This window comes from Paenibacillus sp. J2TS4 (assembly GCF_018403245.1).
Taxonomy (GTDB): domain Bacteria; phylum Bacillota; class Bacilli; order Paenibacillales; family NBRC-103111; genus Paenibacillus_L.
Genome location: NZ_BOSH01000002.1, coordinates 434,064 through 459,447, shown reverse-complemented (window position 1 = coordinate 459,447; position 25,384 = coordinate 434,064). Strand labels below are relative to the sequence as shown.

The 25,384-nt window shown below is 45.7% G+C and carries 19 protein-coding genes and 5 pseudogenes; 18 read left to right on the top strand and 6 right to left on the bottom strand.

All coding sequences use genetic code 11. The features are described 5' to 3' along the window. Positions 1-125: 125 nt before the first annotated feature. From KJS69_RS06315 to KJS69_RS06305, 3 genes are all read left to right on the top strand, one after another. Entirely contained in the window at positions 126-1,547 is a 1,422-nt protein-coding gene (locus KJS69_RS06315) for a TolB family protein (protein WP_213582683.1), read from the top strand. Beyond that, positions 1,501-2,157, top strand: coding sequence for an alpha/beta hydrolase family protein (locus KJS69_RS06310; protein ID WP_213582681.1), 657 nt, complete (start codon positions 1,501-1,503; stop codon positions 2,155-2,157). The genes KJS69_RS06315 and KJS69_RS06310 overlap by 47 nt, the downstream gene beginning before the upstream one ends. A 98-nt stretch (positions 2,158-2,255) precedes the next feature. Further along, positions 2,256-2,900 (top strand): hypothetical protein, encoded by a 645-nt coding sequence (locus tag KJS69_RS06305; RefSeq protein ID WP_213582679.1) that lies wholly within the window; start codon positions 2,256-2,258, stop codon positions 2,898-2,900. Between the two features lie 50 nt (positions 2,901-2,950). On the opposite strand, the pseudogene KJS69_RS06300 reads toward KJS69_RS06305, so the two are convergent. Further along, positions 2,951-3,130: pseudogene (locus KJS69_RS06300) on the bottom strand (PQQ-dependent sugar dehydrogenase); the annotation flags it as partial. Positions 3,131-3,440: 310 nt separating this feature from the next. Between KJS69_RS06300 and KJS69_RS06295 the strand changes: the two are divergent. From KJS69_RS06295 to KJS69_RS06270, 6 genes are all read left to right on the top strand, one after another. Continuing rightward, positions 3,441-4,244, top strand: coding sequence for a helix-turn-helix domain-containing protein (locus tag KJS69_RS06295; RefSeq protein WP_213582677.1), 804 nt, complete (start codon positions 3,441-3,443; stop codon positions 4,242-4,244). A gap of 93 nt (positions 4,245-4,337) precedes the next feature. Beyond that, positions 4,338-4,736 carry a VOC family protein gene (locus tag KJS69_RS06290; RefSeq protein ID WP_213582675.1) on the top strand — a complete coding sequence of 133 codons (399 nt, stop codon included), beginning with the start codon at positions 4,338-4,340 and terminating at the stop codon, positions 4,734-4,736. Between the two features lie 568 nt (positions 4,737-5,304). Continuing rightward, positions 5,305-6,405 (top strand): sensor histidine kinase, encoded by a 1,101-nt coding sequence (locus KJS69_RS06285; protein ID WP_213582673.1) that lies wholly within the window; start codon positions 5,305-5,307, stop codon positions 6,403-6,405. Beyond that, a complete protein-coding gene (locus KJS69_RS06280; RefSeq protein ID WP_213582671.1) occupies positions 6,402-7,007 on the top strand; it encodes a response regulator transcription factor in 606 nt (201 codons plus the stop codon). The genes KJS69_RS06285 and KJS69_RS06280 overlap by 4 nt, the downstream gene beginning before the upstream one ends. Before the next feature lie 73 nt (positions 7,008-7,080). Continuing rightward, the gene (locus KJS69_RS06275) at positions 7,081-7,995 is read left to right on the top strand and encodes an ABC transporter ATP-binding protein (protein WP_213582669.1); all 915 of its coding nucleotides are present in this window, start codon (positions 7,081-7,083) and stop codon (positions 7,993-7,995) included. Next, positions 7,992-8,732, top strand: a complete 741-nt coding sequence (locus KJS69_RS06270; RefSeq protein WP_213582667.1) for an ABC transporter permease — start codon at positions 7,992-7,994, stop codon at positions 8,730-8,732. The genes KJS69_RS06275 and KJS69_RS06270 overlap by 4 nt, the downstream gene beginning before the upstream one ends. Before the next feature lie 14 nt (positions 8,733-8,746). Here the strand turns inward: KJS69_RS06270 and KJS69_RS29925 are convergent. Further along, positions 8,747-8,812 (bottom strand): annotated as a pseudogene (locus KJS69_RS29925) (DUF1697 domain-containing protein); the annotation flags it as partial. A 362-nt stretch (positions 8,813-9,174) separates the two neighbouring features. Between KJS69_RS29925 and KJS69_RS06260 the strand changes: the two are divergent. From KJS69_RS06260 to KJS69_RS06240, 5 genes and pseudogenes are all read left to right on the top strand, one after another. Further along, positions 9,175-9,457: pseudogene (locus KJS69_RS06260) on the top strand (SWIM zinc finger family protein); the annotation flags it as partial. Between the two features lie 2 nt (positions 9,458-9,459). Next, positions 9,460-10,244: pseudogene (locus KJS69_RS06255) on the top strand (DUF5682 family protein); the annotation flags it as partial. Between the two features lie 2 nt (positions 10,245-10,246). Further along, the gene (locus KJS69_RS06250; protein WP_213582665.1) at positions 10,247-11,446 is read left to right on the top strand and encodes a VWA domain-containing protein; all 1,200 of its coding nucleotides are present in this window, start codon (positions 10,247-10,249) and stop codon (positions 11,444-11,446) included. Between the two features lie 316 nt (positions 11,447-11,762). Beyond that, positions 11,763-13,181, top strand: a complete 1,419-nt coding sequence (locus KJS69_RS06245; RefSeq protein ID WP_213582663.1) for a VWA domain-containing protein — start codon at positions 11,763-11,765, stop codon at positions 13,179-13,181. Between the two features lie 484 nt (positions 13,182-13,665). Then, a complete protein-coding gene (locus tag KJS69_RS06240; protein WP_374706615.1) occupies positions 13,666-16,788 on the top strand; it encodes a hybrid sensor histidine kinase/response regulator in 3,123 nt (1,040 codons plus the stop codon). Between the two features lie 183 nt (positions 16,789-16,971). On the opposite strand, the gene KJS69_RS06235 is transcribed toward KJS69_RS06240, so the two are convergent. Continuing rightward, on the bottom strand, positions 16,972-17,910 hold the full coding sequence (locus tag KJS69_RS06235) for a helix-turn-helix transcriptional regulator (protein ID WP_213582659.1): 939 nt from the start codon (positions 17,908-17,910) through the stop codon (positions 16,972-16,974). 123 nt (positions 17,911-18,033) lie between these two features. Between KJS69_RS06235 and KJS69_RS06230 the strand changes: the two genes are divergently transcribed. Continuing rightward, the gene (locus tag KJS69_RS06230; protein WP_213582657.1) at positions 18,034-18,483 is read left to right on the top strand and encodes a VOC family protein; all 450 of its coding nucleotides are present in this window, start codon (positions 18,034-18,036) and stop codon (positions 18,481-18,483) included. Positions 18,484-19,006: 523 nt separating this feature from the next. Here the strand turns inward: KJS69_RS06230 and KJS69_RS06225 are convergent. The 3 genes and pseudogenes from KJS69_RS06225 to KJS69_RS06215 all read right to left on the bottom strand — a co-directional run bounded on the left by KJS69_RS06225 (position 19,007) and on the right by KJS69_RS06215 (position 21,591). Further along, positions 19,007-20,173 carry an MFS transporter gene (locus tag KJS69_RS06225; RefSeq protein WP_213582655.1) on the bottom strand — a complete coding sequence of 389 codons (1,167 nt, stop codon included), beginning with the start codon at positions 20,171-20,173 and terminating at the stop codon, positions 19,007-19,009. A 518-nt stretch (positions 20,174-20,691) separates the two neighbouring features. Next, positions 20,692-20,814, bottom strand: a pseudogene (locus KJS69_RS06220) (mannonate dehydratase); the annotation flags it as partial. A gap of 585 nt (positions 20,815-21,399) precedes the next feature. Next, a complete protein-coding gene (locus KJS69_RS06215) occupies positions 21,400-21,591 on the bottom strand; it encodes a hypothetical protein (RefSeq protein WP_213582653.1) in 192 nt (63 codons plus the stop codon). 84 nt (positions 21,592-21,675) lie between these two features. Between KJS69_RS06215 and KJS69_RS06210 the strand changes: the two genes are divergently transcribed. The 3 genes from KJS69_RS06210 (at position 21,676) to KJS69_RS06200 (ending at position 25,264) form a co-directional block, all read left to right on the top strand. Continuing rightward, positions 21,676-23,454 (top strand): ABC transporter ATP-binding protein, encoded by a 1,779-nt coding sequence (locus KJS69_RS06210; RefSeq protein ID WP_213583069.1) that lies wholly within the window; start codon positions 21,676-21,678, stop codon positions 23,452-23,454. A gap of 62 nt (positions 23,455-23,516) precedes the next feature. After that, the gene (locus KJS69_RS06205) at positions 23,517-24,191 is read left to right on the top strand and encodes a response regulator transcription factor (protein ID WP_213582651.1); all 675 of its coding nucleotides are present in this window, start codon (positions 23,517-23,519) and stop codon (positions 24,189-24,191) included. Then, positions 24,188-25,264: a sensor histidine kinase gene (locus KJS69_RS06200; protein ID WP_249730390.1), complete on the top strand. Its 1,077-nt coding sequence runs from the start codon at positions 24,188-24,190 to the stop codon at positions 25,262-25,264. The genes KJS69_RS06205 and KJS69_RS06200 overlap by 4 nt, the downstream gene beginning before the upstream one ends. The last annotated feature ends 120 nt before the right edge of the window (positions 25,265-25,384 follow it).

The window sequence follows — 25,384 nt, the reverse complement described above, 5'->3', positions numbered from 1 at the left end:
GGCGGTCAGACCGGAACCGACAGAAAGGACAGATATAGTCAATGACTTTTAAAGCCCGCAAGATTGGTACTCCTTCCCTCAGTTAGGCATATGCTGAATGAAAAATCATAATATTGAGGGTTCCTATGAGAAATGGAAGACCATTGATTTCAGAAGATCTTTTCAACCTGAAGGCTGTTAACGATCCGCAAATCTCTCCAGACGGTTCTAAAATTGCCTACGTGGAAACGATTATGGACCGCAACACGAACGAATACAAAAGCCGCATCTGGGTGGTAACCACCTCAGGACAAGATGAACCGCGGCCTCTTACTTCCGGAACGGCGTTAGACTTCGCACCTCGTTGGTCGCCCGATGGCACATTAATTTCTTTCATCTCCACCCGATCGGGATCGCGTCAGTTGTGGATCATGCCCGCCACCGGAGGGGAGCCGCAACTGCTCTCCCGTATCCGCAACGTTGCCGGCTCGCCAGTATGGAGTCCCGACGGCCGAACCATCGCCTGTATCATTCGTCTAAGTGCGGAGGACAAAGAAGGGGATGGGGAACCGGAACAAAGTCCCAGAGAACGATTTTCAAAAGATGTGCTTGTCATTGATCAACTCCGGTACAAATTGGATAGCGTAGGATTTCTCGTAAATAAGAATTGGCATTTATTCACCGTTCAAGTCATGGGCCCGGAGAAAGGCGCATTTCAACAATTGACGTTTGGCAACTACAATTTTTCTTCCCCTGCATGGTCCCCTGACGGAAGATTTATCGCGGTTGCCGGTAACCGGATTTCGGAGAGGACGGAATTGGAATTAGTCAACGATATTTGGGTCGTTCCATCCGGCGGAGGAACACCACGCCAGCTGACCCGAAGTACGGGGCCTGCAAACGACCCGTCCTGGTCGCCGGATGGCCGGCTTATTGCATATACGGGTCACGATCGACGATCCGGATATTATACGAACCGGGGGATATGGCTCGTTCCCTTTGAAGGAGGAGAGCCAAGGGAACTAACCGCCGGGTTTAGGTTCCCGGTTGGCGATTATGCCATCAAAGATGTCCTCGGGGTGGCGCAGCCGGGAGTTACTCCCCGCTGGTCCACGAACGGGAAATCGATCTATATGAATGTCAGCGCATATGGGGCGGTTCATCTGTGGCAATTTTCCGTTCCGGATGGGGGAGCGGTCCAACTAACATACGGGGCATTGGTCATCTACAACCTTCATTTCAGTTCTGGCGCTTGCAGGGTAGCCATGGCTGTAACTACCCCCACGCTGCCTAATGATATTTGGGTTGGCGAGATCACCGGAGAGACCGTTCGTGAGCGGAGGCTTACAAATGTGAACAGTGACTGGCTGGATCAGGTTGCTCTCGCACGGCCGACTCGCTTTGCCTTCCGATCGGCTGGTGGACCGCAAGGGGAGGGCTGGATTCTCCATCCCCCCCGATTCTTCGGCAGATCCATCTCCGGCTCCAGCTATCCTCCAAATTCATGGAGGGCCTACCGTCATGTATGGTTACGTGTTTTTCTTCGAGTTTCAATTGCTCGCAACTAACGGATTTACCGTCATTTATACGAATCCTCGTGGAAGTATGGGTTACGGCCAGGAATTTGCCGATGCGATCCGGGGGGATTGGGGAAATCATGATTTTGCCGATCTTATGTCGGCAGTGGACACCGCCTTGTCTCAGGAACCTTTGGATCCTGGACGATTAGGCGTAGCAGGGGGGAGTTATGGGGGATACATGACCAACTGGATTGTGACCCAAACCAACCGGTTCAAAGCAGCGGTTTCCATGCGGGGGATCAGCAACTTGTATAGTTTCTTCGGTACATCGGATGGAGGCTTCTTACATGCCGAAGAATACGGTGGCCCGCCTTGGGAACTTCCGGAGAGCTATCTTAAGCGATCTCCCATCAGCTTCGTGGCCAAAGTTGAAACTCCGCTACTGCTTATTCATAGCGATGATGACTTTCGGGTTCCCATCGAACAGGGCGAACAGTTCTACACTGCTTTAAAGTTTCTACGGCGCAAGGTGCGCATGGTTCGATTTCTTACCGAAACACACGAATTATCTCGTGAAGGAGAACCTTGGCACCGGGTGATCCGGCTAGACCACATCCTCCACTGGTTCCGGGAGCATTTGAAAAAACCAATCGGCTAAGGAACGACTCTCGGAATGAAATGGGCTAATGTCCGAAGCCGGGTAAACGCGTAGGCGCATATCCTGATGATATACATTTCCTTGAAAGGAGCTATCCTATGTCTTTCTCACAATGGGAATTATCAAATTATAACGACATATTTGAGGCTAGACCGCAACCCGATCTGAGTAATGAAAATGCGGAAATGAGAAGATTGCAGCCTATCCTGCAACGAATACCTTTAGCTTCGCCTTCGTTTCGACAGGCTATGGGCTCTGTTCTTCAGCACCTTCAGATTGTCAGTAAAGCTCTTGCCTTGGGATGCGGAATGAGTTCCGAATTCCGGTACCTCCCCGAAACATGGGGTCTTCCTGAACTGCACATTGTACATTCCCGCTATCTCACACCCCTGAGTTACCATCTTTATTCTGCATTGGGAGCAGCAGAGCTTCTGGCAACCGGACGAGGCCGTTACTCCCATTTTCCTTTGGCGGTCGGCTGCATGCTTTCGATTCTCCGATTATGGCAAACCTTCCCTGAAGCCATAGCCAATCTGCGGCGTGCGGCGGGTCCCCGTTACGCGTCTGCCGTTGATCAAGCGGAGCGAACCTTAATGCACATGGTGCAGCCGACGCGGCAAGCCTTGGCCATCAGCCGGTCAGTAGTGGAGCCTGCTATTTGGAATGCAACCGTTCGAGCCTCAGAATTAGCATACGAAGTTCGAGGTAGAGTCGCTAAATCGATGGGGCAGGAAATGTATTAATACAGCAAATGATTGGTTCCACCTATATCATTGTATTTTACAGTTATGAATCATGGAACAATTTCAAAAACAGTACCTTGGTTAGCATCAGCCACTTTCGTAGAGCCATAAACGCCTAGATATAGTCTGGTTTGATTTAGATTCGTCCCTAAACTAATGTAATAAGCGGATTGAGACCCAAAATTTTAATCGGTTTCAATAACACTAAAATCATTTAATTTACAATCTGTGCAGTTCCATTCCCTGGAGCTGCTTTGATTATGTTTTTCCGAATTCATCCGGCTTAATTCAAGCATTGGAGAGCTTAGGGCTTCATGTCGGAAAATGAAAAGAAAGCGATTATATGATACATACTTCCCCTTGGTCTTGAAGAACTGGTATAATACGGTAATCTTAGATGAAGCAAGCTATGATGTGAAATGGATAACTAATCGGCTTCAGAATATTACAAACAATAACAGTAGGGATCGATCCATGAGATTCTTCCGAATTTACGAGGAATCTGCTAGTGTTATTACAATGATGAAGGGAGGGGCACCCTTGCTGCATCGTACGTACATTCCGAAAATGCCGTTATCGTTGTTCGTCGATTATTTTTGGTATATGGAAGATTATAATCCTTCGCATTCCAAGGAACTGGCTTTGCCGGACGGATCTGTGGATGTGATCATCGATCTTGGCGAGGACAAAATCCGACTGTTCGATAGCAATTATCGCGAGTTGGTTTTCGGCCATTCAATTCTCTGCGGTCCGCACTCGGAATATTTTGTTATCGATACGGCCTGCGAGTCGAGAGTGATCGGCATCCACTTTAAACAAGGCGGTATCCACCCGTTCCTTAAAGAACCGCTCGTAGAGCTTCACAATAAACATTTTCCATTAGATATATTGTGGGGGTCCAAAGTAAGCGAGATTCGCGACGAACTGCTGGCTTCCCCTGGACCGGATGAGATGTTCCAAGTGCTTGAACGCAGCTTGCTGTCTCTTGCGAGGAAAGATTTGAAATGGGACCCGGCAGTACAATTCGTATTGAACCACCTTCATGGTTGCCAGATCGCTGAGATCATTGAGCAGACCGGGATCAGTCATCGAAGATTCAACCAAATTTTTAAAGCAGAAGTCGGTATGACACCTAAGCGACTAAACCGCCTTTATCGATTCCAGGAAGTTCTGCGTCTCGTTCATTCCGGGGAAAATATTTCGTGGGTCAATATCGCTCAAGCTTGCGGATATTTCGATCAAGCGCATTTTATAAAGGACTTTAGTTCTTTCTCCGGCATCAATCCGAGTGAATACCGTCCGATATTGGGAAGGCACCATAATCATGCCAAGTATGTCACGTAAGGTCAAAAATTTACAATACTTGACCGTGAGAGAAGGATATTATTAAGAGCATAGCAAGTGATTTCCTAATAAGTTTGAAGGAGGAATATATTGATGAAGGCGAACCATTATGTGCCGGACGGCTTTCATACCGTCACACCTTATCTTCATGTACAGGGAGCGGAAAAATTGATTGATTTCCTGAAGCAAGCTTTTGGGGCGGAGGAATTGAACCGTTCGACAGATGCTGACGGACGTATCCGGCATGCAGAAATTCGTCTGGAGGGCTCCATCATTGAATGTTCGGAAGGCAGAGATCCATATCCCCCGATGCAAAGTGCAATTCACTTGTATGTAAGAGATACTGACAAATGTTATGAACAAGCGATCGCCGCTGGAGCCGCTTCTCTATATGAACCCGCGGATATGCCTTATGGTGAGCGGAGTGCCGGCGTGAAAGATCCGTTTGGCAATCATTGGTACATCGCGACATTTATGGGGACGGTTAGGTAGAGGAAAGAGGTTCTGCGAACAACGGCAGAGGTGCGTAAATTACCGGAAAGTTTCTCGAAGCTTAATTACATGCTTATTCAGATGAACCTTGTCCATCCTGAAGAAATACAAGGATTGTTGATACAGGGTTGGCGCTTGGTCGCTCCCAAGCCGGTCGTTCTCAATGGATGAGGTGAGAGTACTCGGGATAAACGAGATAAACGCTTGCGTTGATCAAATAAAGCCAGTGTCTAAAATACGGGTGTGTATGCGGAACCATACGCGACCCGTTATTTTTTTGCCTCGATGCAAGCCAATCGACAAGGCAGGTAGAACGGCCATATTGTTTTTTGTTCATCAGGCATGAGGATGTAGTGGTCAGTTAGCATCTAACTCCCAGTTCCCTTTCAACTTAATAACATGAATCGATCCGAAAAACCTTCTAGAAAAATGATATTTATCATTTCAAAGAAGTGATATACATAACTACCGGCCCCGTCGGCTTTTAGATATGCTTCTTATATAATAAATCAAGGAGGCACAAGTAATAATGATGGTATGATAGAGCAAAATGATGGAGGTGGTAAAAATGGCTCGCGTCAGACTGCCGTTGGAAACAATGATGTTGCTTCCTCCATTGATTTCTATGATTATTTTTCCGCAACAGACGGGGTACAACTATCTATTGTTTTTTATAATCGCAACGGCTCATTTGATCAGCATTATGAATGCGAAACACCGAACCTTTTTCATCATTATTCAACTGGTCGCGGTTGCTTTATGGGGAGCCTTCATCTCCCCATGGGAATTAAGCTTCGGTTTTTATCCTGCTTTGGTGATCGGCAAGTACTCATCCTACCGCAAAATTACCGCAATGACTGTACTCATGGCTGCGCTCTTTGCCGGGTCGGTCGGGTTCAATTTCTTGCGAGAGTCGAATTCAATGTACCTTGGCTGGTATTCGATTCTTTTCATACTTTTCCTGTTGCCCTTTATGGTGAGAATGATTCGGAAGTCACATGAAATGAAATTGGGGTTACAATATGCCAATGATGAAATTTCCCGGTTGATTAAAAATGAAGAACGTCAGAGAATCGCCCGTGATCTTCATGACACGTTGGGCCATACCCTGTCTCTGCTTACGTTGAAAGGTGAATTGGTGGAGCGGCTCATTCCCCGGAGTCCCGATCAAGCCTTGAAAGAAGCACGTGAGATCCAAAATATTTCAAGATCCGTCCTATTGCAGGTGCGGGAACTGATCAGTGATATGCAGTCCATCGATCTTGATGAGGAGTGCCGACAGGCCGCTCAAATTTGCGAGTCTGCCGGGATTTCATTCAACGTGGAACGGAAGGATGAACTTTCGGGAGCCCCGCCGATTATCCGGAATATCCTGAGCCTGTGTCTTCGTGAATGTGTTACCAATGTCGTAAAACACAGCGGCGCGCGCAGATGCACAATCCGCATTGAAGAAGAACCTGGAAGATACATTCTTCAGGTGGAGGATGATGGGGTCGGCATTGAGAAGGAAAATCACGACCAGTTTCACAGCGGCTTGTTGGGAATGAAAGAACGGTTATTGCTGATCGAGGGAAAACTTGAAATGGCAGCCGGGGAAACAAAAGGGACAAAAATCACGATCATCGTGCCGAAAGTTAAGAAACCGGCGATAACGGAGGGAATCCAATGAGAATCGTCATTGCGGAAGATCAAGGAATGCTTCGATCCGCGGTCAGCCAGCTGTTGGCCCTGGAAGAAGATATTGAAATTGTCGGGGAAGCCGACAACGGTGAACAGGCTCTCCGGCTGATTCGGGAAAAAAACGCCGATATTGCCGTGCTCGATATAGAGATGCCATTGTTAAGCGGACTGGAGGCAGCGGAAAAGTTGAGGGATGAAGGCAGTGAATGCCGGGTCGCCATCGTGACCACCTTCGCCCGAAGCGGGTACCTGCAACGTGCCGTGAAGGCCGGGGTAATGGGGTATTTGCTAAAAGATACGCCCGTGTCCGAATTGGCGGAAGCGCTGCGAAAAATTCACGCGGGCAAGCGTGTCTTTAGCCCGCACCTTACTTTTTCCATGATGGAAGAAATAAACCCGCTCACGAAACGAGAAACCGAGATTTTGCTGCACCTGAAGAAGGGGGATACGGTCAATGAAGTCAGTAAAACTCTCTATCTCTCTCCAGCTACGATCCGCAACTACATCTCCGAAATTATTCAGAAGCTGGAAGCGAGAAACCGGATGGATGCCGTTTCCATTGCCGAAAATAAAGGGTGGCTGCCGGAATAACCCTTTCTTGTAAAACAAAACCGATTTTATATGATGCAAGACTGACTTTTGTTATGAGAGAAGGAGAAAAAAGATGAAACCTGTCATTGAAGTTGAAGGCTTGACCAAACAATACGGGGAAACTCGAGCCGTACAGGGGATTTCGTTTACAGTCGAAAGAGGCGAAATTTTCGGTATCATCGGTCCGAACGGAGCCGGTAAGACCACGACCATTGAGATCCTGGAAGGACTGCGGACAAGAGATTCCGGAAAGGTACACGTACTCGGCCTTGATCCCGGCAAGGAATCCGACCGCTATCCATTAAATAAAAAAATCGGGGTGCAGTTCCAGGCCACATCCATACAGGAGTTAATGAAGGTCAAAGAAGCGATAAATCTGTTTGCCTCTTTTTATGACACAAATCATGTCCTGATGGACATCATTGAACAGCTACAATTGAAAGACAAACTCAATTCGTATTTCAAGGATCTTTCCGGTGGCTGGAAACAACGGGTAACGCTCGCTCTATCCGTTTTGCATCAACCCGAAATCGTGTTTTTGGATGAACCGAGCATGGGGCTGGATCCCCAGGCCCGCCGCGAGTTGTGGGGAGTCATCCATACCCTGAGGGAACAAGGAACCACCATCCTGGTCACGACGCATTATATGGAAGAAGCCGAAAAGCTCTGTGATCGAGTGGCAATGGTGTACGAAGGTCAAATTCGGGCACTTGGGAAACCGAATGTATTGCTCGAAGACCTGGCGACTAATTACCTAGCGTTTGAGAGTTTCGATGTGGATCCCGATGTTTTGATCGCCCTGCCCAGCGTGATTCACGTGGAGAAATCCGGGGATCGGGTGAGAATTCAAACGGAGAATCTCCAGCATTCCGCCTATTTGGTTTTAAAAGAATGTGAAGAACGCGATTGGAAAGTGACCGCATTCCGTTTCGAGCGGGGCACGCTGGATGATTTGTTTGTCCACCTGTTAAAGGAGCGATCAGCATGAATAAAATTGTGAAACTGTCGATAATGGAAACAAAATTATTTTTTCGAGAAAAAATGGCCGTATTCTGGACCTTTCTGTTTCCGGTTCTGATGATCTGGCTATTCGGGGTGATGTTCGGAAATACAGAAATCGGAGGGATGACTTACAGCAATGCTTACATCACGTCCTGGATTGCCGTGAACATCCTGACCACTGCGTTTTTCGGAATCGGAACGGTGATGGCCAACTATCGTGAAAAAGGCATTCTGCGACGCTACCAGGTCACAACCGTGCGGCCTTGGATGGTGTTAACGGCGCAAACCGTGCAGGGAACCGTCATTTTTACCATCAGTGCCGTAATTATACTCATTTTTGGATTCCTCGTCTTCAATTTACATGTACCGAAATATTTGGGAAGTACCTTGTTGGCCATCCTATTAAGCCTGGTTGCCTTCTTCCCGTTCGGACTGTTGATCAATTCGATTGCCAAAAAAGTTCGGACGGCCTCGGCCATCAGCTCACTTGCCTTGAATTTGATGATTTTTCTATCGGGAGCCACCTTTCCGATTGAATGGATGCCAAACCTATTACGTGTTATCGCCCACATCCTTCCGCTTTACTACGTCATTGATTTAATAAGGCAAACATGGAATTTCACACCGATTTGGGAGAATGGGGTGGATGTTGTAGTTCTAGTAGGTGTCGCCATCATATCTATCATTTTGTCCTCACGGTTTTTCCGCTGGAGCGGGGAATAAGATGACTTCTTTAACAACTTCATGTCGATGTTGTTGTTCCCGCCAACATTGATTCCGCGAAGCAGCGCAGCATAGACCATAGAGACCTCCTAAGATTCATTAAAGGAAATGTTCACCGACCTTAAGTCTAAGCGAATAGCCCAAAGGTTATTATAAGTATCCATTTATCGATGGAAGAAGATCAAGAGTGGTGCAACTATCCCTTGTATCCTGGCCAATAAACAAGTCTATAGAGATAGGTTGATCATAAGCAGTTCCATTCTCTGGAGCTGCTTTGACTTTCTATCGGATCCAAAGCTGCAGTCCATGGATAGTTTGTTCAAAATATGTTCGCTTTTCGTTCGGGAAATAGGACTTTTGGCCGGGAGAGCTGACATATTATGGCGTGATATGATGGTAATGGAGAGAAAAACCAGGAGATGCCAGGAGGGAGACGAACACATTGATTACACTGACAGAGTCATACATAGATGCATTGGCTCCGAATGATTCGGCGGTGAAAAACGGGCGCGGGCTGGTGAAGAAACGCAGCTTTGTCCAATTATCAATGCTCTGCCGATTTCATAGACCCGGATAAACCGGTATTGCGCTGCTCATGCCCGAGCCGGCAGTTTCCGTGCAAGCACGGATTGGGCCTACTTTACGCCTATGCGGGCAATGAGGCTTTCGACATAGCGCCAATCCCCGAAGATATTTTATCCAAGCGGGAGAAGGCGGAGAAGCGGCGCTGATTCGGGTGGCATGCGAGTGTGCGATGCTGTGGCCGCCCGCGAAACGCTGCAGAAGCTGGCCATCGATAGCCAGGATGTCGGTCAAATTGCCGGCGCGGCGCATCAGTTGGCCATCATCATCGGGTATGGCGATATTCGCAAACTGGATACAGCGCCGCTCTTGCCCTTGCTGGAGCAGTTGTTTCTGCGGGCATGCCTTTTTCTCGTCGACGCATGCGGCTGCAATGACGAAGCCTCGGGCACTCTGCTGACTGCGATCCATGAGCTGAATCAAATTGCGCAGGAGCACCATGAGCTCGTCGATGAGGCGCTGTGGGTGAAGGAGTTGCATCATCTCGCCAGCCGTGATGACCGCAATCCGCGTCTATCGGGCTATGCCTGCGCCATATTGCTGGAACGCGGCGAATTGTCGGCCGGCGAATGTGCGGAGGAAGTGTCGCGGCGCTTGTCGCCGGGTGTGCCGGCCGATCTCGGCGCGGGCTGGTTCGAGGGGCTGTCGATGCGCAATCGGTATAGCCTGTTGTCGCGGATGAGTCTCTGGGAGCAGCTGAATGAGTATATCGCAGAGCTTGACAATGAGGAATTCCGCCGCGCGCTCGTCTTTTTGCGCCGCGCCTTCAGCAGCTTTAACAGCAGGGAGAAGACGATGGTGGCCGAAATGCTGGGCGAAATATGGGGCGTTGACGCCGAAGCGGCAGCAGAGGTGCTGACCGGAGAGTTGAAGGAGGCCGAGGAGCAGATGCTCGATGACTTGAACGATTTTGATTTTGGAGATTTGTAGAGATGAACAATGAATGGAGACGAAAGCAATTGACACGTTGGCGGCTCCTCCTCGGCCAATCGGCGGAGCAGCAGCTTGAGGCATACAGCCAAGGCGGAGGAATCGGGTTGAGCGAGGAGGAGCAGGTGATGGATGAAGCGCTGGCCTCTTTGTATGATGATACAGGCGGTGAAGCAGGAACGCCGGAAGCCCGTTCGGCCGGGCTTGGCAAATCGGCTCCGCAGCTGGCGAAGTGGCTTGGCGATATCCGGACGTTCTTTCCCGAAGATGTCGTCTCGGTCATCCAGAATGATGCGATCGAGCGCAAGGGGCTAAAGCAGCTGCTCTTTGAACCGGAAGTGCTCGGCAAGGTGAAGCCGGATATTCAGATGGTCGGAACTTTGATGTCGCTCAAAGGCAAAATTCCGGAGAAGACGAAGGATACGGCGCGCATGCTTGTACAAATGGTGGTAGAGGAGCTGGCGAAGCGGCTGGAAAGCGATATCCGCCGCGCGGTGACAGGCGCGCTGAACCGCAGGCAGCATACGCCGCTGCCATCCGTTAGCGGGATGGATTGGAAACGGACGATCCTGCGCAACTTGAAGCATTACGATCAGGAGCGGTGCAAGCTCATTCCGGAGAAGTTCTACTTCTTCGATCGGGCGCGCAGAAGCCAGGAATGGACGGTCATCCTGGATATTGACCAAAGTGGCTCGATGTCAGACTCGGTCATTTGGGCTTCGGTCGTCGGCTCGATTTTTGCCAGCATTCCGGCCTTGCGAACGCGAGTGGTTGTCTTCGATACCGAGGTCGTCGACTTGACGGAGCAATGTGCCAACGATCCGGTAGATATGCTGTTCGGCATCCAGCTCGGCGGCGGCACCGATATCAACAAATCGGTCGCTTATTGCGAGCAGTTTATTGAGGAGCCGGCCAAGACGATCTTTATTCTCATATCGGATATGTGCGAGGGCGGTAATCGCGCCGCGTTCGTGCGGCGTATGCGCGAAATGCGAGAATCCGGTGTGAAGACCATGGGCTTGCTCGCTTTATCGGACGGCGGGGAGCCTTACTATGATGAAGGAATAGCCAAGGCGCTCTCGCGCGATGGCACGCCATGCTTTGCCTGCACGCCGCAGCTTCTGCCGAGCTTTGTAGAGGGTGCGCTTAAGGGCGCGGATCTGTATGAGCTGGCGAAGCGGGCCGGTGCCAAGCTGGTTTAGTTCCGGCTGCCAGCGTATGACAGTCGTCTGGTGTCCTGTCAAAGTACAGCCAATGGCTCAACGGACGATGGTCAAACCATTCGAAGTGCAATGTGAGATGCTCATCAAACTTTCGGTTAGGGATGCGCTAGGCACAGGTGTCAGCGATTCACATCTACCGGCCGGAGATAGTCAATTTGGACCATACTTTAGACGGAGAGATCGGCGACGATCTCCTTCGTCGGATCTTTATGAAACTGCCGAGCATAGGGGTTTGTGGAGGATAAGAAGCTGGCTTTTTGATCGTAAATTAGGAGATTATTTGGAGGTGTGTTTGATGATTCGAAGCGCTATCTTCATCGTTTTGGCGATATTTGTAATTCTTGCCGGTTGCAGCAATGAGCCGGAAAAAATCACTTCAAACAAGAACCCGTCAGAATCGGAACAGAATAACGAACCGAAAGAGAATAATTCAAACAATCAGAATCAGAATCCGTCGGAATCGGAGCAGGATAACGAACCGGAAGAGAATAATTCAAACAATCAGAACCCGTCAGATTCGATGCAAAGCAAACCTCAGATTGTATTAACGGATGAACAAATATTAATGAAACCTCCGGGGAGTTTGTCCGGTTCCAACTATGATGAGTCGAATGTTCAGGAGGCGTTGGATCAGTTGCCGGCTGATTTGACGGCCGATCAATATATGGAAGAATTGCTCCTCTTGCTGGCTGAAGATTATCGGCCTTATGTGTCCACTTTCATTGATTTTGAATCCGAGATTACGGTAGATAACGAGCGGCCTAATTTGAAGATTAAATTGCCGACCAGCAGGAAGCAGCATATTTCAATCTTGCTTGATGCAAGCGGCAGCATGAGGGAGCAAATTAATGGTAAATCCAAAATGGATTCCGCAAAAGAAGCCATTCAGAGTTTCGGCGATAAATTGCCTAAAAATGCAGAGATATCCGTGAGGGTTTATGGGCATAAAGGTTCAGGAAGCCAGGAAGATTATTCATTATCATGCAGCAGCACTGAAGAAATTTTTCATGGTCAAGGCGAGCAGACCGATCTAATTAAAACTGCGCTTCAAGATGTAGAACCGGCTGGATGGACGCCAATTGCGAATGCACTGGAATCTGTAAAGCAAGACATAGATCCTGAAACGACCGATTCCGTTGTCTATGTAGTAAGCGATGGAATTGAAACATGCGGAGGCGACCCTGTACAGATTGCCAAAGAACTCCATCAATCACAGGTGAAGACCGTTGTAAATATTATTGGCTTTGATGTGGATAATGAAGGCCAAAAACTGCTCCGACAGGTGGCTGCATCCGGCGGAGGAGAATTTACTTCCATTGATAATGATGAAGCGCTGAAAAATTATTTGAATAAGGCATATGATAAATTACGAGGCGAATGGACGCTATGGAAAGAAAAAGGAACGGGAGAGGCCAATATACAGAAAGAAACAAAACAGGGAACACTCAATAAAGCACGGGAAACGATGCAAGGTCTGGCGAATAAAGAAAATTCGAATTTGCTGGCTGCCCTCAAGTATTTGGAAACCCAGAAAGAGGATCTTCCCCGGAACGATCTCTTCCAAAAAATTAACGAGCGCAAAAATTTCGCATGGAATTATGCCGGCGAAACGGGGAAGCGTCTATATGACGAAGTTACCGAGAACGGTAAGAAGGTGTATGACGATATAAAGGATGAAGGAAATAAAAATATCGATGATTTGACGAATAAGTAAAATAATTAGCGGAGCGTGCTCTGAGGGATCTTTTTTGCCGAAACGCTGCAGGAAATGCTGATAGAGAAGACTGTGCCTGAAGGTGTTATCCGCTGTTGCTCCACGTGTTGAAGGTAGGTGCCGCAACGTTCTATGCCACATCTGGACAGAGTTGGAACAGCATTCCACCGATGATATAATTGATGCGCTTGTACAAAGGGAATGACCCTGCCATGAATGGTGAGCGGAGATGTCCTGTGACCGGAATTAAAAATACAAAGACAAGAAAAAAACCTGATCCTGCGTCCTGTGGGGTCCAGGTTTTTTTTATCCATGTTGCAATTGATAATGTTTCTGTTTATCGTTGTAGTTATATTATAAGTAATGGTAGATTTGTCGCTGGCCGATATAGTGTGTAAGGGCTTAAAATTATGAAATATTCACATGTGTCATACTAAAAATAAGAGAGGAGTATTTCTTGGCAAGTGATTCGCCAAACTCCCAAATGAAAAAAAGTCATATTATATTGTTATTAGGGTTATTATTAGTCATTTTATCTTGCTCGCGTATTTTGTGGATGGAATCGTTTCGCGATCATAAGCAGGCCATTAAGAATGGGCAAATCGATTTGCGTAATTGGAATGCAGAAGACGGTGACGTTCTCTTGCTTGATGGGGAATGGGAGTTTTATCCCTCCCAATGGTTGATGGATGGTAGGCGGCAACCGGGATTAGGCGAGAACGGGCCAATGTTCATTCAGGTTCCGGAAGGATGGAATGAAGCTTTGCAGGCTGAAAAGCCAACGCCATATGGTTTTGGCTCCTATCGCTTGCGTCTTTATGTAAATCCGGAAAAGGACCTTAATTATAGTATTCGTGTACCCAGCGTGCGCACTTCATCGGAATTATATGTCAATGGCCGTTTGCTAGCTAATTCCGGTCGGGTGGCGGAAGCAGAAGAACAATATATCGCGAAGAACCTCCCTTATTCTACAACCTTTACGGCAGACGAGAACGGCGTAATCGAACTGGTGATTCAGGCGGCCAATTATGCGGATAGCCGAAGCAGCGGCATTATTCGTTCGATTAAATTTGGTTCAGAAGAAGCCATTGCAAAGGAAATGAAAGTTTCCGTTTCTATGCAGGTTCTGTCAGCCATTATATTTCTTGTGCATTCTATCTATGCGTTTATATTGTTTTTACTGGGAAATCGGGAAAAGAAGCTGCTCTATTTTTCTTTGCTGACCCTATGTGTAACACTTACAAATGTATTAAGCAATGATGAGAAATTGTTTCACCAATTATTTTATATCGGCTTGAATTGGGATTTCCGGCTATCTAACGCCGCTTTCATTATTGGATTCTATGCTTTGCTGGAGTGTACGGATCATCGCGAACTCCCTTATTGGGGCAGGATATATCCTGTTTATACGGCAATGAATTTAGGGACGGCCGGCATTACGTTGTTTTTAGCTCCTTATCAGGTCATTATGCTCTTCCCGGTTTATTTTTTATTGGTTAGTATTGCAGCAGTGATTACGATGATTGCCATCTTTAAAAAAGTAATCAAGGATATAAAGAGCCATCTTTTACTGCTTTTTTCTATTCTTGCACTGGTTCACCATTTCGTTTGGTCGATCATCTGGCGGGAAAGCGGTTTGAGTGTTGTTCACTATCCGTTTGATCTCATTATTTCGATGGGTTGTTTTGCCTCTGTATGGTTTAAAGATTATTTTAGTATGCATGCCAGCACCAAGGAGCTTGCTGCAACATTGCAAAGAATGAATGACCATAAGGATCAGTTTTTGGCAAACACTTCACACGAATTTAAAAATCCGCTTCATGGCATTCTTAACATGTCACAATCCGTTTTAAAAAGGGAACGGCATTTGTTGCAGGAAAGGAGTATCAAAGAGCTTGAAACGGTTTTATCTGTAGGACGCCGGCTGACATTGATATTAAATGATTTGATTGATGTGATGAGCTTACGTGAAGGTAATCCGCGTCTGCAGAAAAAAGTCATATGGATTCAGCCCATCATGACCGGAGTAATGGATATGCTGCAATTTAACGTAGAAGTTAAAGCTGTAAAAATTGTAAATCGAATTCCGGAAGATTTTCCTCCGGTGATTGCGGATGAGAATCGGGTGGTTCAAATCGTTTTCAATTTACTTCATAATGCGGTGAAATATACGAATGAAGGGGTCATTTCGATTGAAGCTTTTGAAGAGGATGGAAGAGCTTTTATAGTTATTACCGATACCGGGATTGGAATGGATGAGGATATGCTTAAGCGCCTATTCCGTCCGTATGAGCAAGCCAGCACTAATAAGACAATGATTGAAGGCGGCTTTGGGCTAGGGTTAAGTATAAGCAAGCAACTGGTTGAACTTCATGGAGGTACGTTAGAGGCATCCTCTGTTTTAGGCGAAGGCTCCAAATTTACATTTTCGTTAAAGCTGGCAGATTCGAAAGCGAAGGAAGAGAATGAAATTTCCAACTCCTTCGAACAGTTGCCCTTGCAATCCATCCCTATTCTGGAAGAAGAATCCATCCATTTGGAAGAAGCGGAAATCTCACCAGCTACAAAACAAACAGCTTTAATTGAAATGAATCATGATCGTCCGCTCATCTTGATGGTTGATGATGATCCTGTCAACCTTCAAGTGCTTGAAGCCATACTACCACCTGACGAATATGATGTAACGATGGTAACGAGCGGCAAAGAAGCGTTGGCTATGCTGGATACGAAGGAATGGGATCTAGTCATCTCTGATATTATGATGCCACAGATGTCTGGTTACGAGCTGACACGAATGATTCGTAAGCGATTTACACTGACAGAGCTCCCTGTTTTGCTCCTTACCGCAAGAAGCCAACCGAAAGATATTCAAAGCGGTTTTATTGCGGGAGCCAACGATTACGTGACAAAGCCAGTGGAAGCAGTAGAAATAAGATCGCGAATAGAGGCGCTAACTACGATTAAACAAGTCGTTCGGGAACAATTGCGATTAGAAGCTGCATGGCTGCAAGCGCAAATCCAGCCTCATTTTTTATTCAATGCATTAAATGCTATAACAGCTTTAAGTGACATTGATCTGGATAAGATGCGTAATTTGCTTAATGAATTCAGCAATTTTTTGAGGAATAAATTCCAATTCCAAAATATGGATGATCTTGTTCCGATCAAAGAGGAGCTAGGTCTAGTGCGATCTTATCTATCTATTGAAAAGGTTCGGTTTGAAGAAAGGCTACAGGTTGTCTGGGAGATAGAAGACTGCGAGGAATTAAAAATCCCTTATCTTACTATCCAGCCTTTAGTCGAAAATGCAATAAGACATGGCATCATGAAGCGCGCGCTTGGAGGAAAGATATTTATTCGGATTTCTGTCTATGAAACGCATGCAGAGATATCGGTTGAAGACGATGGAATCGGAATGGACGACGTTCAATTGCAACGAATATTGGACAGAAAAGCAGATAGCAGGGCAGGAGTCGGATTGATAAATACGGATCAGCGATTAAAACGACACTTCGGAACAGGACTTCAGATCAAAAGTACGTTAGGTGCAGGGACCAAGGTGACATTTCATGTACGCAACAGGTTGAATAACAGGAATTTGGGGTAACGGAACAAAGGTATTTATTTGTGATATGGAACATAAGGGAGCGACCTATAAAATGCTTGTTGCTACCGATATGAGCCGCGTCTATCTCTACGCAGCAGTATATATGCGCCAAGTGACGGCGAAAATATTGTTGTTGGTCTGCAACTTGATTGTCGCTTGTTGACCTGGAGTCTGCAAGCTGACTTATAATTTTTGATAGTGATTTAATAGATTCTCTATTCTATCTTGGATCATTTGTTTTAATGTTTCAGGCTTTACGGATACAATGTTATTTCCATATCTCATAAAATAGTTAGCTATAAATGCCTCTTCTCCTGGATTATAGAATCCCGCAATGACGGTTCGATTACCATGTTCAATTTTCATAGAAGGATAATGTTCTTTATAAAAAATATCCTTTGCTTGTTCTAAAATCTCTATTTCAAAGTCAATACTCTTCTCTGATTGATAAATTTCTAAGGAACGACTAACGAGTTCATCTATAGAGAAGTGAGATTTGATTTCCTCTTCTTGTATAGAGGTTATTCGATCGCATCTGAAAACTCTGTATTTATTCGTATTTAACTCTATCCCAGCAGCATACCATTGACCAAACTTGGCGGAAATTTTGAAAAATTGAACATGGTAGCTTTTTTTCTGATTATTTTTTAAATATTGAATCTTACAGCTACTCTCATTAAGAATGCTTTTTAGAATTTTATCTAAAAAACGACTAACATTCTTATGCTGATATATTTCAAATTGCAGGACTTTTTTCATTTTATGAACTTGCTCTATTTGCTTTTTAGAAAGACAATTTTCAAACTTTTCATTCAGTTGATTAACACTTAAATGAAAAGGCGTGGATTGATAAGATTCCAACGTCAACATGGCAAAGTACAGAGCATACACTTCATCAATAGTAAAAATAATGGGGGATAACAATCTATTTTTTAAGATACCATATCGTCCATGTCTGCCATGTTCCGAAAAAATAGGCATACCTAATTGTTCTAATGAGCTAATATCACGTAGAGCTGTACTTTTTGAAATATTGTATTTATCCATTAGATCATTTAAATTAAAGAACTCTCGACTGTTTAAGTATCTTATCATGTCATTTAATCTTTCCGATTTCTTCATAATTAAATCTCCTTATAAAGGTGTCATATTTTGCTACCTTTATATATGATAATAAGTTCAAGGTAATATATCAAATTTATAAGATATCTGCCTAAAATCATTATATAAAAGGAGATTGATACCATGAGTGCAACACTAGAAGTAGCTATTTTCTTATCCATGAACGGAAAAGCAAAAGAAGCTGTCGATTTTTACAAAAAGCATTTTAACGCAGAGGAATTGTTACTTGTTACCTATGAAGACATGGCAAAACGTGACAGCTCTTTGCTTGTTACGGATGAAAATAAGCATTATATTTCTCACTCGGTCTTATCCATCGGAAAAACAAAGGTCATGCTGGCAGAAGATACAATGGATGTCAAAGAAAAATATACGGTTGGCAACAACACCTCATTGTGTATTCAAAGTGCAAACTTAGAGGAAATCGAGCATTTTTACAAGAGCTTGACGACAGATGACAGAGTGAGAATTATTGTTCCTTTATCCAGCAATGTATTTAGCAAAGCATACGGTATTATTGAAGACCCGTTCGGTATTCAAATACAATTAATGTATGATGATAGATTGCAATAAAAGAACAAGAACGATAAGCACAATAAAAGCAGTTGTCGAGGTTGAAAACGACACGTTTGTTGTATTGAAAGAGCTTCTGCCCTATGACTGGAAAACCAATCGGGAAAGAGCGTGGTAGCGTTTGTTCGCCCTGAATCGCTCTTTTCTGTAACGTCTCAAGTTTTGGGAGACCATCCAAAGTCGCAACCAAGGCGTATTTTTGGCTTGACAGCAGTGTTGCCAATGGCCTGAAGCTACAGGCTTGCTTGCAGCATCTGTTTGAGCAGTTACCGCAGTTGGCAGGTCCGGCGGATAGTGAAGTCTTGAGCAAAGCGGGCTCTATGGCCGGCATCCATGAAATTAGATGGAGGATACGGATCGGGGGGCATGTTTCTGTTATGCCAGAGGTAAGGGTGGAAGGCGAAAGCGCCGTTTGCGGGAGCACGGGAGGCGCCGGGCAGGATGATAAGAAAATAGCCCTGGGGATAAGTACGCCCCAGGGCTTTCCATGTCATTTTTCGATATAGTTTGCTTTTAGATCGATTTATATATTTTTATATCTTTTCTTTTCATTTAAATAATCCTTATAGACTAAAACAGCAACAACAATAAAACTTAGACTAACAACCCGGAAGATCACCCCTAAACTAATCCATTCAGCTAAAATACCTAATACAAATGCACTAACTCCAACACCAACATCAAAACTGGAAAAAAAGGTTGCGTTAGCTGCGCCACTTTTTTCTTCACTTACCTTTTGCACCGCCCATGTTTGTAAACATGGCATAACAGTTCCATAACCTGCTCCAAATAAAATCGCCGCAATAATAAGATGAAGATCATTTGTCGTATAAGACAGTATAACAAGTGACAAAAATCCTAACATAGCTGACACAATGATGATAGACCAAGGTCCTTTTTTGTCATACCATTTTCCGGTAAACGGACGTAGTAAAGTTGCGACAGTTGCATTGATAAGGAAGAAAAGAAAAATATGATCTAATCCCTTTTGTTTGCCAAAAAGAACTAAAAATGTAATAATCGCTCCAAAACCAAGTGTTGTAATAACCGTCAGTAACGCTGGGAACCATACGTCTTTTTCAAAAATCATATCCAAAAATCTAAATGGTTGCTTCTCAAGCTTTACAGGAGTAGGCGAATATACAAATTGAAGCGCAATTACTGCCAATAGGCTGAGTACTACTGATGACCAAATTAAAATATCGAAGGAAAAAGAGTAATAGATAAAGATACCGATACTCGGTGCAATGATAGCCCCGACCGTTGTTGAAATGGAAAAATACCCTATCCCTTCTCCTAACCGTGTCTTAGGAATTAAATCGACTACTATTGTACTATTGGCTGTGGTTGATACCCCCCACGCTGCACCATGGAAAAGTCGTAACAATAGAAAAAGCCATATAATATTAAGAAAAGGATACAGAAATGTAATAATCATTAAAGCTGCACTTGCAATAATGGCTAGACCTTTCCTCTGGTTATCAATTAGATAGTACCCTGCAAAAGGTCTGATTAAAACAGCGCCTATAGTAAATAACGTTGTCACTAAACCTACTTGAATGGAAGATGCATTCATGCTTAACAAATAGGCTGGCAAAATAGGGAGCAGCATTTCAAACCCTATAAAAACTAAGAAGTTACTGATAAATAAAAAAAGAAATGATTTATTAAAGATTCTTTGATTTTTCATATAATTATTCCTCGCTTCTAAATTATTTTTTCTAACTTAGAAGCGTTTGGAACACTGAAACGTTTTTCAATTGCCTAAGATTTTTAGTCAATTGACTCACCCTCTCTAAAACTCCTTAAAAATTTATCAAAATAAAAAAAGACATCTCATTTAGATTGCCTCGTTGTTTAAAAATAATAGAACTCCAATTCTTCATTATATCTTAATTCCCCATTATAAACAAACGACTTTTTTAAACAACTATATTGTAAATAAATGACTTTATTGTAATTGTAACAACTTTATTAATCGTTATCAGTAACAAAAACGAACATTTTTGTTACGTGAGTTTATACTAATTATTTAAGCTAGTAATATCGCATAACTAAGGAACAGCGGGAATGGCTTCACTGGAACGTGGAAAGTATTAAAAACGATATCCCTTGCATGCACTTAGAGGTATAAAGTATAAAATATTGTGACACAAACATGCCACATAATCAGGTTTAGTAGGCATGTTGTGTCACAAAAAAGGTTACTTATTTTTTCCGCTGTTGCTCCGCATATTGATACCCGTCCCATAAGCCCCACAGGTGCATAATGCCGAGCGCGCGGTCATAGAGACCGTAGCCGGGTCTGCACTGCTCGTCCCAAATATGACGACTCTATGACTCTTTGGTGAACCGCCTTATCAGGCGGTTTCTTATTTCTTCGTGGTCACATTTCTTGTGTTAGAAAGTCAGGATATTTTAGAGAACCATGTCCTTACGCCTACACATATGTTAATTGGAAAAAATTTATAGAAGGATATCCGGACTGGTGGAAAGTCGATAACAGATATCGACTGATCAGAGTCGCTTACAGCGAGCAACTGAAAAGTTCAAGCCGATATTACGGAAAGCTTATCAGAGCATATACAACTATCAACTGGCTCGTACAACTGATAATGAAGTAGAAATGCGCAAAGCCATTAACGCGACAAGGGAGACATTAGAGTTTTTGAAAACCATATGCCTTATTCAAAAGCAAAATATATATTCGCCCTGAGAAGATTGGATGAAATGCCTCCGTTTGACTTAATTATTTGTTTTGATCAAGCGATCTTTGAAATGCATGTATGGGAAACGCTAGCAGAACTAGGGGTCAAGAAAGGAGAATGGGCCCAAAAACAATCCTTGGAGCAAGGAGCTTCGCGCGTTATTGGATGAACGACAAGAGATTCGCCCAATTGATAACAAACCGAATAGTTAAGAGGAATTTTTAGCAAGGGCATTACCGTACCGCTGCAGTTGGCCCGAATGGCCATGTACTTGAACAGGCTGCTTCAGCAGGCAGTCCGCGCTGTCGGGGTTTGAATCCGTTTTCTCGGCATCGTTGTCCGCATCAAGCGATAAGGCCGTAAACACATATAGCCGATCAGCATCGCTTAGCCAGTTCATATACAGTTCATATTAAAGAGGTATCTTCTTTCTTATCAGGCAATACTAGCAACTGAATTTATATTTGGATTAGGTGATGCTATGATGAGAAAAGAACAAAAAGCGGGAAATTTACGTTCATTTGTCGATTTGATTCGACAGACGAAACCGTCCAAATGGCTGCTGACCGTCGCATTGATCCTGAGCTTGGGAACAACCGCTGCCGGCTTAGCCGTTCCGATGTTTACGAAAAATCTTGTAGACAGCTTTACAGTCAGCACCATTACCCCTTTACAGATCGTTGTCTTATCGATTGTGTTTATCATTCAGGCCATTGCCGCCGGGCTATCGATCTATTGCCTGAACCGGATCGGCCAGGGCATCGTGGCCAGCTTGCGGGACCGGTTATGGAGAAAGCTGTTAGCCGTCCCGGTTCCTTACTATGATCATCATCCGACGGGGGAAACGATCAGCCGCATGACGAACGATACTTCTATCGTTAAGAGCCTGATCACCGACCATTTGCCGGGCCTATTGAACGGAGTCATCTCCATCATCGGTTCTATCGCCATCCTGCTTGTTCTGGATTGGAAAATGACGCTGCTGATTCTGATAGCCGTTCCGATTACCTTCCTCGTCATGATGCCGCTCGGCAGGCAGATGTTCAAAATCTCAAAAGGCATGCAGGACGAAACGGCCAGCTTTACCGCGATTTTGAACCAGGTTTTATCGGAAATCCGCTTGGTGAAATCCTCGAATGCAGAGCCGGCAGAATATCGGAGAGGAAAAGAAGGGATTACGAACCTGTTCCGGTTCGGTTTGCGCGAGGGCAAAATCCAGGCAATGGTCGCTCCTCTAATGTCTTTCGTCATGATGGTCGTTCTGGTGACCATTATCGGATATGGCGGAATGCGGGTCTCCTCCGGCGCTTTGACAGCAGGGGACCTGGTCGCGTTCATCTTGTATCTGGTGCAAATCGTGATGCCCGTCGGCCAGTTGACCCAATTCTTCACCCAACTGCAGAAATCGGTCGGTGCCACGGAACGAATCATCGATACGCTGAACTTCGAAGAAGAAGACAGCACCTCGGGCCGTGAAGTCCGGAATGCGCATCAACCTATTGTCCTGGATAAGGTAACGTTCTCTTATGGACCAGATAAAGAGGTGTTGAAAGAGATCGGGTTTTCGATTCAGCCCGGAAAAGTGACGGCAGTTGTCGGGCCAAGCGGGGGCGGGAAGACGACATTGTTCTCACTTCTTGAACGATTCTATCAGCCGCAGAGTGGAACCATTCGCCTTGGGCCGGACCCGATCGATACGTTCTCACTGGCTTCTTGGAGAAGCCAGATCGGGTATGTGTCCCAAGAAAGTCCGCTCATTGCCGGTACGATTCGCGACAATCTATGTTACGGGTCGGAACGGGATATCGGCGAAGAAGAATTGCGCCGAGCAGCAAAGATGGCCTATGCCGATCCATTTATCGAAGAGCTCCCCAAGCGGTACGATACCGAAGTCGGGGAGAGGGGGATGAAGCTGTCCGGGGGCCAGCGTCAACGAATTGCTATCGCCCGCGCGCTCCTGCGGGACCCGAAAATTTTAATGCTGGACGAGGCGACCTCCAGCCTGGACAGCAAATCGGAAATCGTGGTCCAGCAGGCTCTGCAAAATCTGATGAAAGGGAGGACAACGCTCATCATCGCCCATCGCTTGTCTACGGTCGTGGATGCGGATCAAATCGTGTTTATTGAGAAAGGAACGATTACCGGCAAAGGAACCCACGAACAGCTTCTGGACTCCCATCCCATGTACCGGGAATTCGCCGTCCAGCAATTGCGGATGAATGAGTCCGCGCCAATGAACGAACTGGCGGCCGATCGAGCATAACGGCTCGAACAACAGGCAGAAAAGGGATACGCAAATCAAGATAGAAGGGACCGTGACCCAACATGACCAAAATACTCGTTGTCGATGACGACCCGCATATCCGGGAATTGGTCCGATTGTTTATGCAAGCCGAGGGCTTCGATGTGTATGAAGCGGCGGACGGAGTCGAAGCCCTCGCCACACTTCAATCGGTCAAGGCCGACATGGTCATTCTCGATATTATGATGCCGAATATGGACGGCTGGCAATTGTGCCGCGAGCTTCGCGACCATTACGACATTCCGATTCTGATGCTGACGGCTAAAGGCGAAACGGCGCAGAAGGTGAAGGGATTCGAGCTCGGAACGGACGACTACCTTGTCAAGCCGTTCGAACCGGAGGAACTGGTGGCTCGAGTAAGAGCTCTCCTGAAGCGCTATCGGATTGCTGTATCTCAACGCGTGCAGGTCGGGGAATTAATCCTTGACCGCAAGACGTTCGAGGTGTTCGTCAACAGTGAAAGCGTGACGCTGCCGCTCAAGGAATTCGAACTGCTCTTCAAGCTGGCCGGTTATCCGGGCAAAACCTTTTCCCGAGAGCAGCTGATAGAGGACATCTGGGGCTATGACTACGAAGGAGACGAACGGACGGTGGACGTTCATATTAGACGGCTGCGTGAACGGTTTCCGGAGGACCGACATTCCTTCCGGATCCGAACTGTGCGCGGGCTCGGCTATTACATGGAGGCGGACTCATGAGCAAATCGAAACACCACATGAGGAAGCAGCTTGTCCGCAGTACATTGGGTGTCCTGTTTGTTATTGCTTTTTCACTTCTCTGTTGGTCCGCCGCTTATTTCATCACGTGGTCTCTATACAGAAAGATCAACGCCCCGTCTTCCGATTTTGCCAAGTATATAATCAATGCAACCCTGAGCTTTTTTATTTTTGGCGGAGGGATGTTTCTTTTCTCCTGGTTTGTCCGGCCGAGGCAGATGGCTTTTTTTCATTCGATTATCGAGGCGCTGAGACGCATTGCCAAAGGGGATTTCAAGGTGAGTCTGGACGTTCCCGGAGGGCCGGACAACCAGTTTGGCGAATTAGTTAACAGCATTAATCATATGGCTCAGCAATTGAATCAGATGGAGGAGATGCGTCAGGAATTCATTTCGAATGTTTCCCATGAAATTCAATCTCCTCTTACATCCATTCACGGTTTTGCGCGTGTGCTTCGGAATGATAAACTTAATCATGACGAGCGTCTGTACTATATCGGCATTATCGAAGCGGAAAGTATGCGACTATCGAAGCTAAGCGATAATCTGCTCAAGTTGACTTCACTGGAATCGGAGCATCATCCATTCGTGCCCAAGCGTTATCGTCTGGATACACAGCTTCGTCATCATATTCTTGCTTGTGAACCGCAATGGCGCAGCAAATCGATCGGGGTGGAGGCTTCCTTGGAACCGACCACGATCATCGCCGACGAAGATTTGATGAGCCAAGTATGGATCAACCTGCTTCATAACAGCATTAAATTTACTCCGGATGGCGGATCGATTACCGTCGAATTGCGAATGCAGGGCAAAGACGCCATCATCCGTATTTCGGATACCGGAGTAGGGATACCGGAAGAGGACCTGAAGTATGTTTTTGAACGTTTCTACAAAGCGGACAAAGCTCGAAACCGCGCGATCAGCGGTGGCGGACTCGGGTTGGCGATTGTGAAAAAAATTATTACACTGCATCAGGGCAACGTTCGTGTGGAAAGCCGTTTGCAAGAAGGGACAACGATGACAGTAACCTTGCCAGTCGAACAGGCGCATCCATAGCAAAAGGAAGCGTAGACCTAAATAATAAGCAATCTTCCGATAAACGACACAGAAGGAAATTGGCGGAGATAAGGTATTCAATCAACACGTTATAACGGAATATTTAGATATAGCCGTTTT

Excerpts from the sequence above, each read along its gene's own strand:
- KJS69_RS06230 (WP_213582657.1), top strand. The coding sequence starts at position 18,034 with ATGAGTGCAACACTAGAAGTAGCTATTTTCTTATCCATGAACGGAAAA.
- KJS69_RS06240 (WP_374706615.1), top strand. The coding sequence starts at position 13,666 with ATGAAAAAAAGTCATATTATATTGTTATTAGGGTTATTATTAGTCATT.
- KJS69_RS06280 (WP_213582671.1), top strand. The coding sequence starts at position 6,402 with ATGAGAATCGTCATTGCGGAAGATCAAGGAATGCTTCGATCCGCGGTC.
- KJS69_RS06285 (WP_213582673.1), top strand. The coding sequence starts at position 5,305 with ATGGCTCGCGTCAGACTGCCGTTGGAAACAATGATGTTGCTTCCTCCA.
- KJS69_RS06235 (WP_213582659.1), bottom strand. The coding sequence starts at position 17,910 with ATGAAGAAATCGGAAAGATTAAATGACATGATAAGATACTTAAACAGT.
- KJS69_RS06290 (WP_213582675.1), top strand. The coding sequence starts at position 4,338 with ATGAAGGCGAACCATTATGTGCCGGACGGCTTTCATACCGTCACACCT.
- KJS69_RS06250 (WP_213582665.1), top strand. The coding sequence starts at position 10,247 with ATGAACAATGAATGGAGACGAAAGCAATTGACACGTTGGCGGCTCCTC.
- KJS69_RS06270 (WP_213582667.1), top strand. The coding sequence starts at position 7,992 with ATGAATAAAATTGTGAAACTGTCGATAATGGAAACAAAATTATTTTTT.
- KJS69_RS06200 (WP_249730390.1), top strand. The coding sequence starts at position 24,188 with ATGAGCAAATCGAAACACCACATGAGGAAGCAGCTTGTCCGCAGTACA.
- KJS69_RS06225 (WP_213582655.1), bottom strand. The coding sequence starts at position 20,173 with ATGAAAAATCAAAGAATCTTTAATAAATCATTTCTTTTTTTATTTATC.
- KJS69_RS06245 (WP_213582663.1), top strand. The coding sequence starts at position 11,763 with ATGATTCGAAGCGCTATCTTCATCGTTTTGGCGATATTTGTAATTCTT.
- KJS69_RS06310 (WP_213582681.1), top strand. The coding sequence starts at position 1,501 with ATGTATGGTTACGTGTTTTTCTTCGAGTTTCAATTGCTCGCAACTAAC.
- KJS69_RS06315 (WP_213582683.1), top strand. The coding sequence starts at position 126 with ATGAGAAATGGAAGACCATTGATTTCAGAAGATCTTTTCAACCTGAAG.
- KJS69_RS06215 (WP_213582653.1), bottom strand. The coding sequence starts at position 21,591 with ATGAACTGGCTAAGCGATGCTGATCGGCTATATGTGTTTACGGCCTTA.
- KJS69_RS06275 (WP_213582669.1), top strand. The coding sequence starts at position 7,081 with ATGAAACCTGTCATTGAAGTTGAAGGCTTGACCAAACAATACGGGGAA.
- KJS69_RS06205 (WP_213582651.1), top strand. The coding sequence starts at position 23,517 with ATGACCAAAATACTCGTTGTCGATGACGACCCGCATATCCGGGAATTG.
- KJS69_RS06210 (WP_213583069.1), top strand. The coding sequence starts at position 21,676 with ATGAGAAAAGAACAAAAAGCGGGAAATTTACGTTCATTTGTCGATTTG.
- KJS69_RS06305 (WP_213582679.1), top strand. The coding sequence starts at position 2,256 with ATGTCTTTCTCACAATGGGAATTATCAAATTATAACGACATATTTGAG.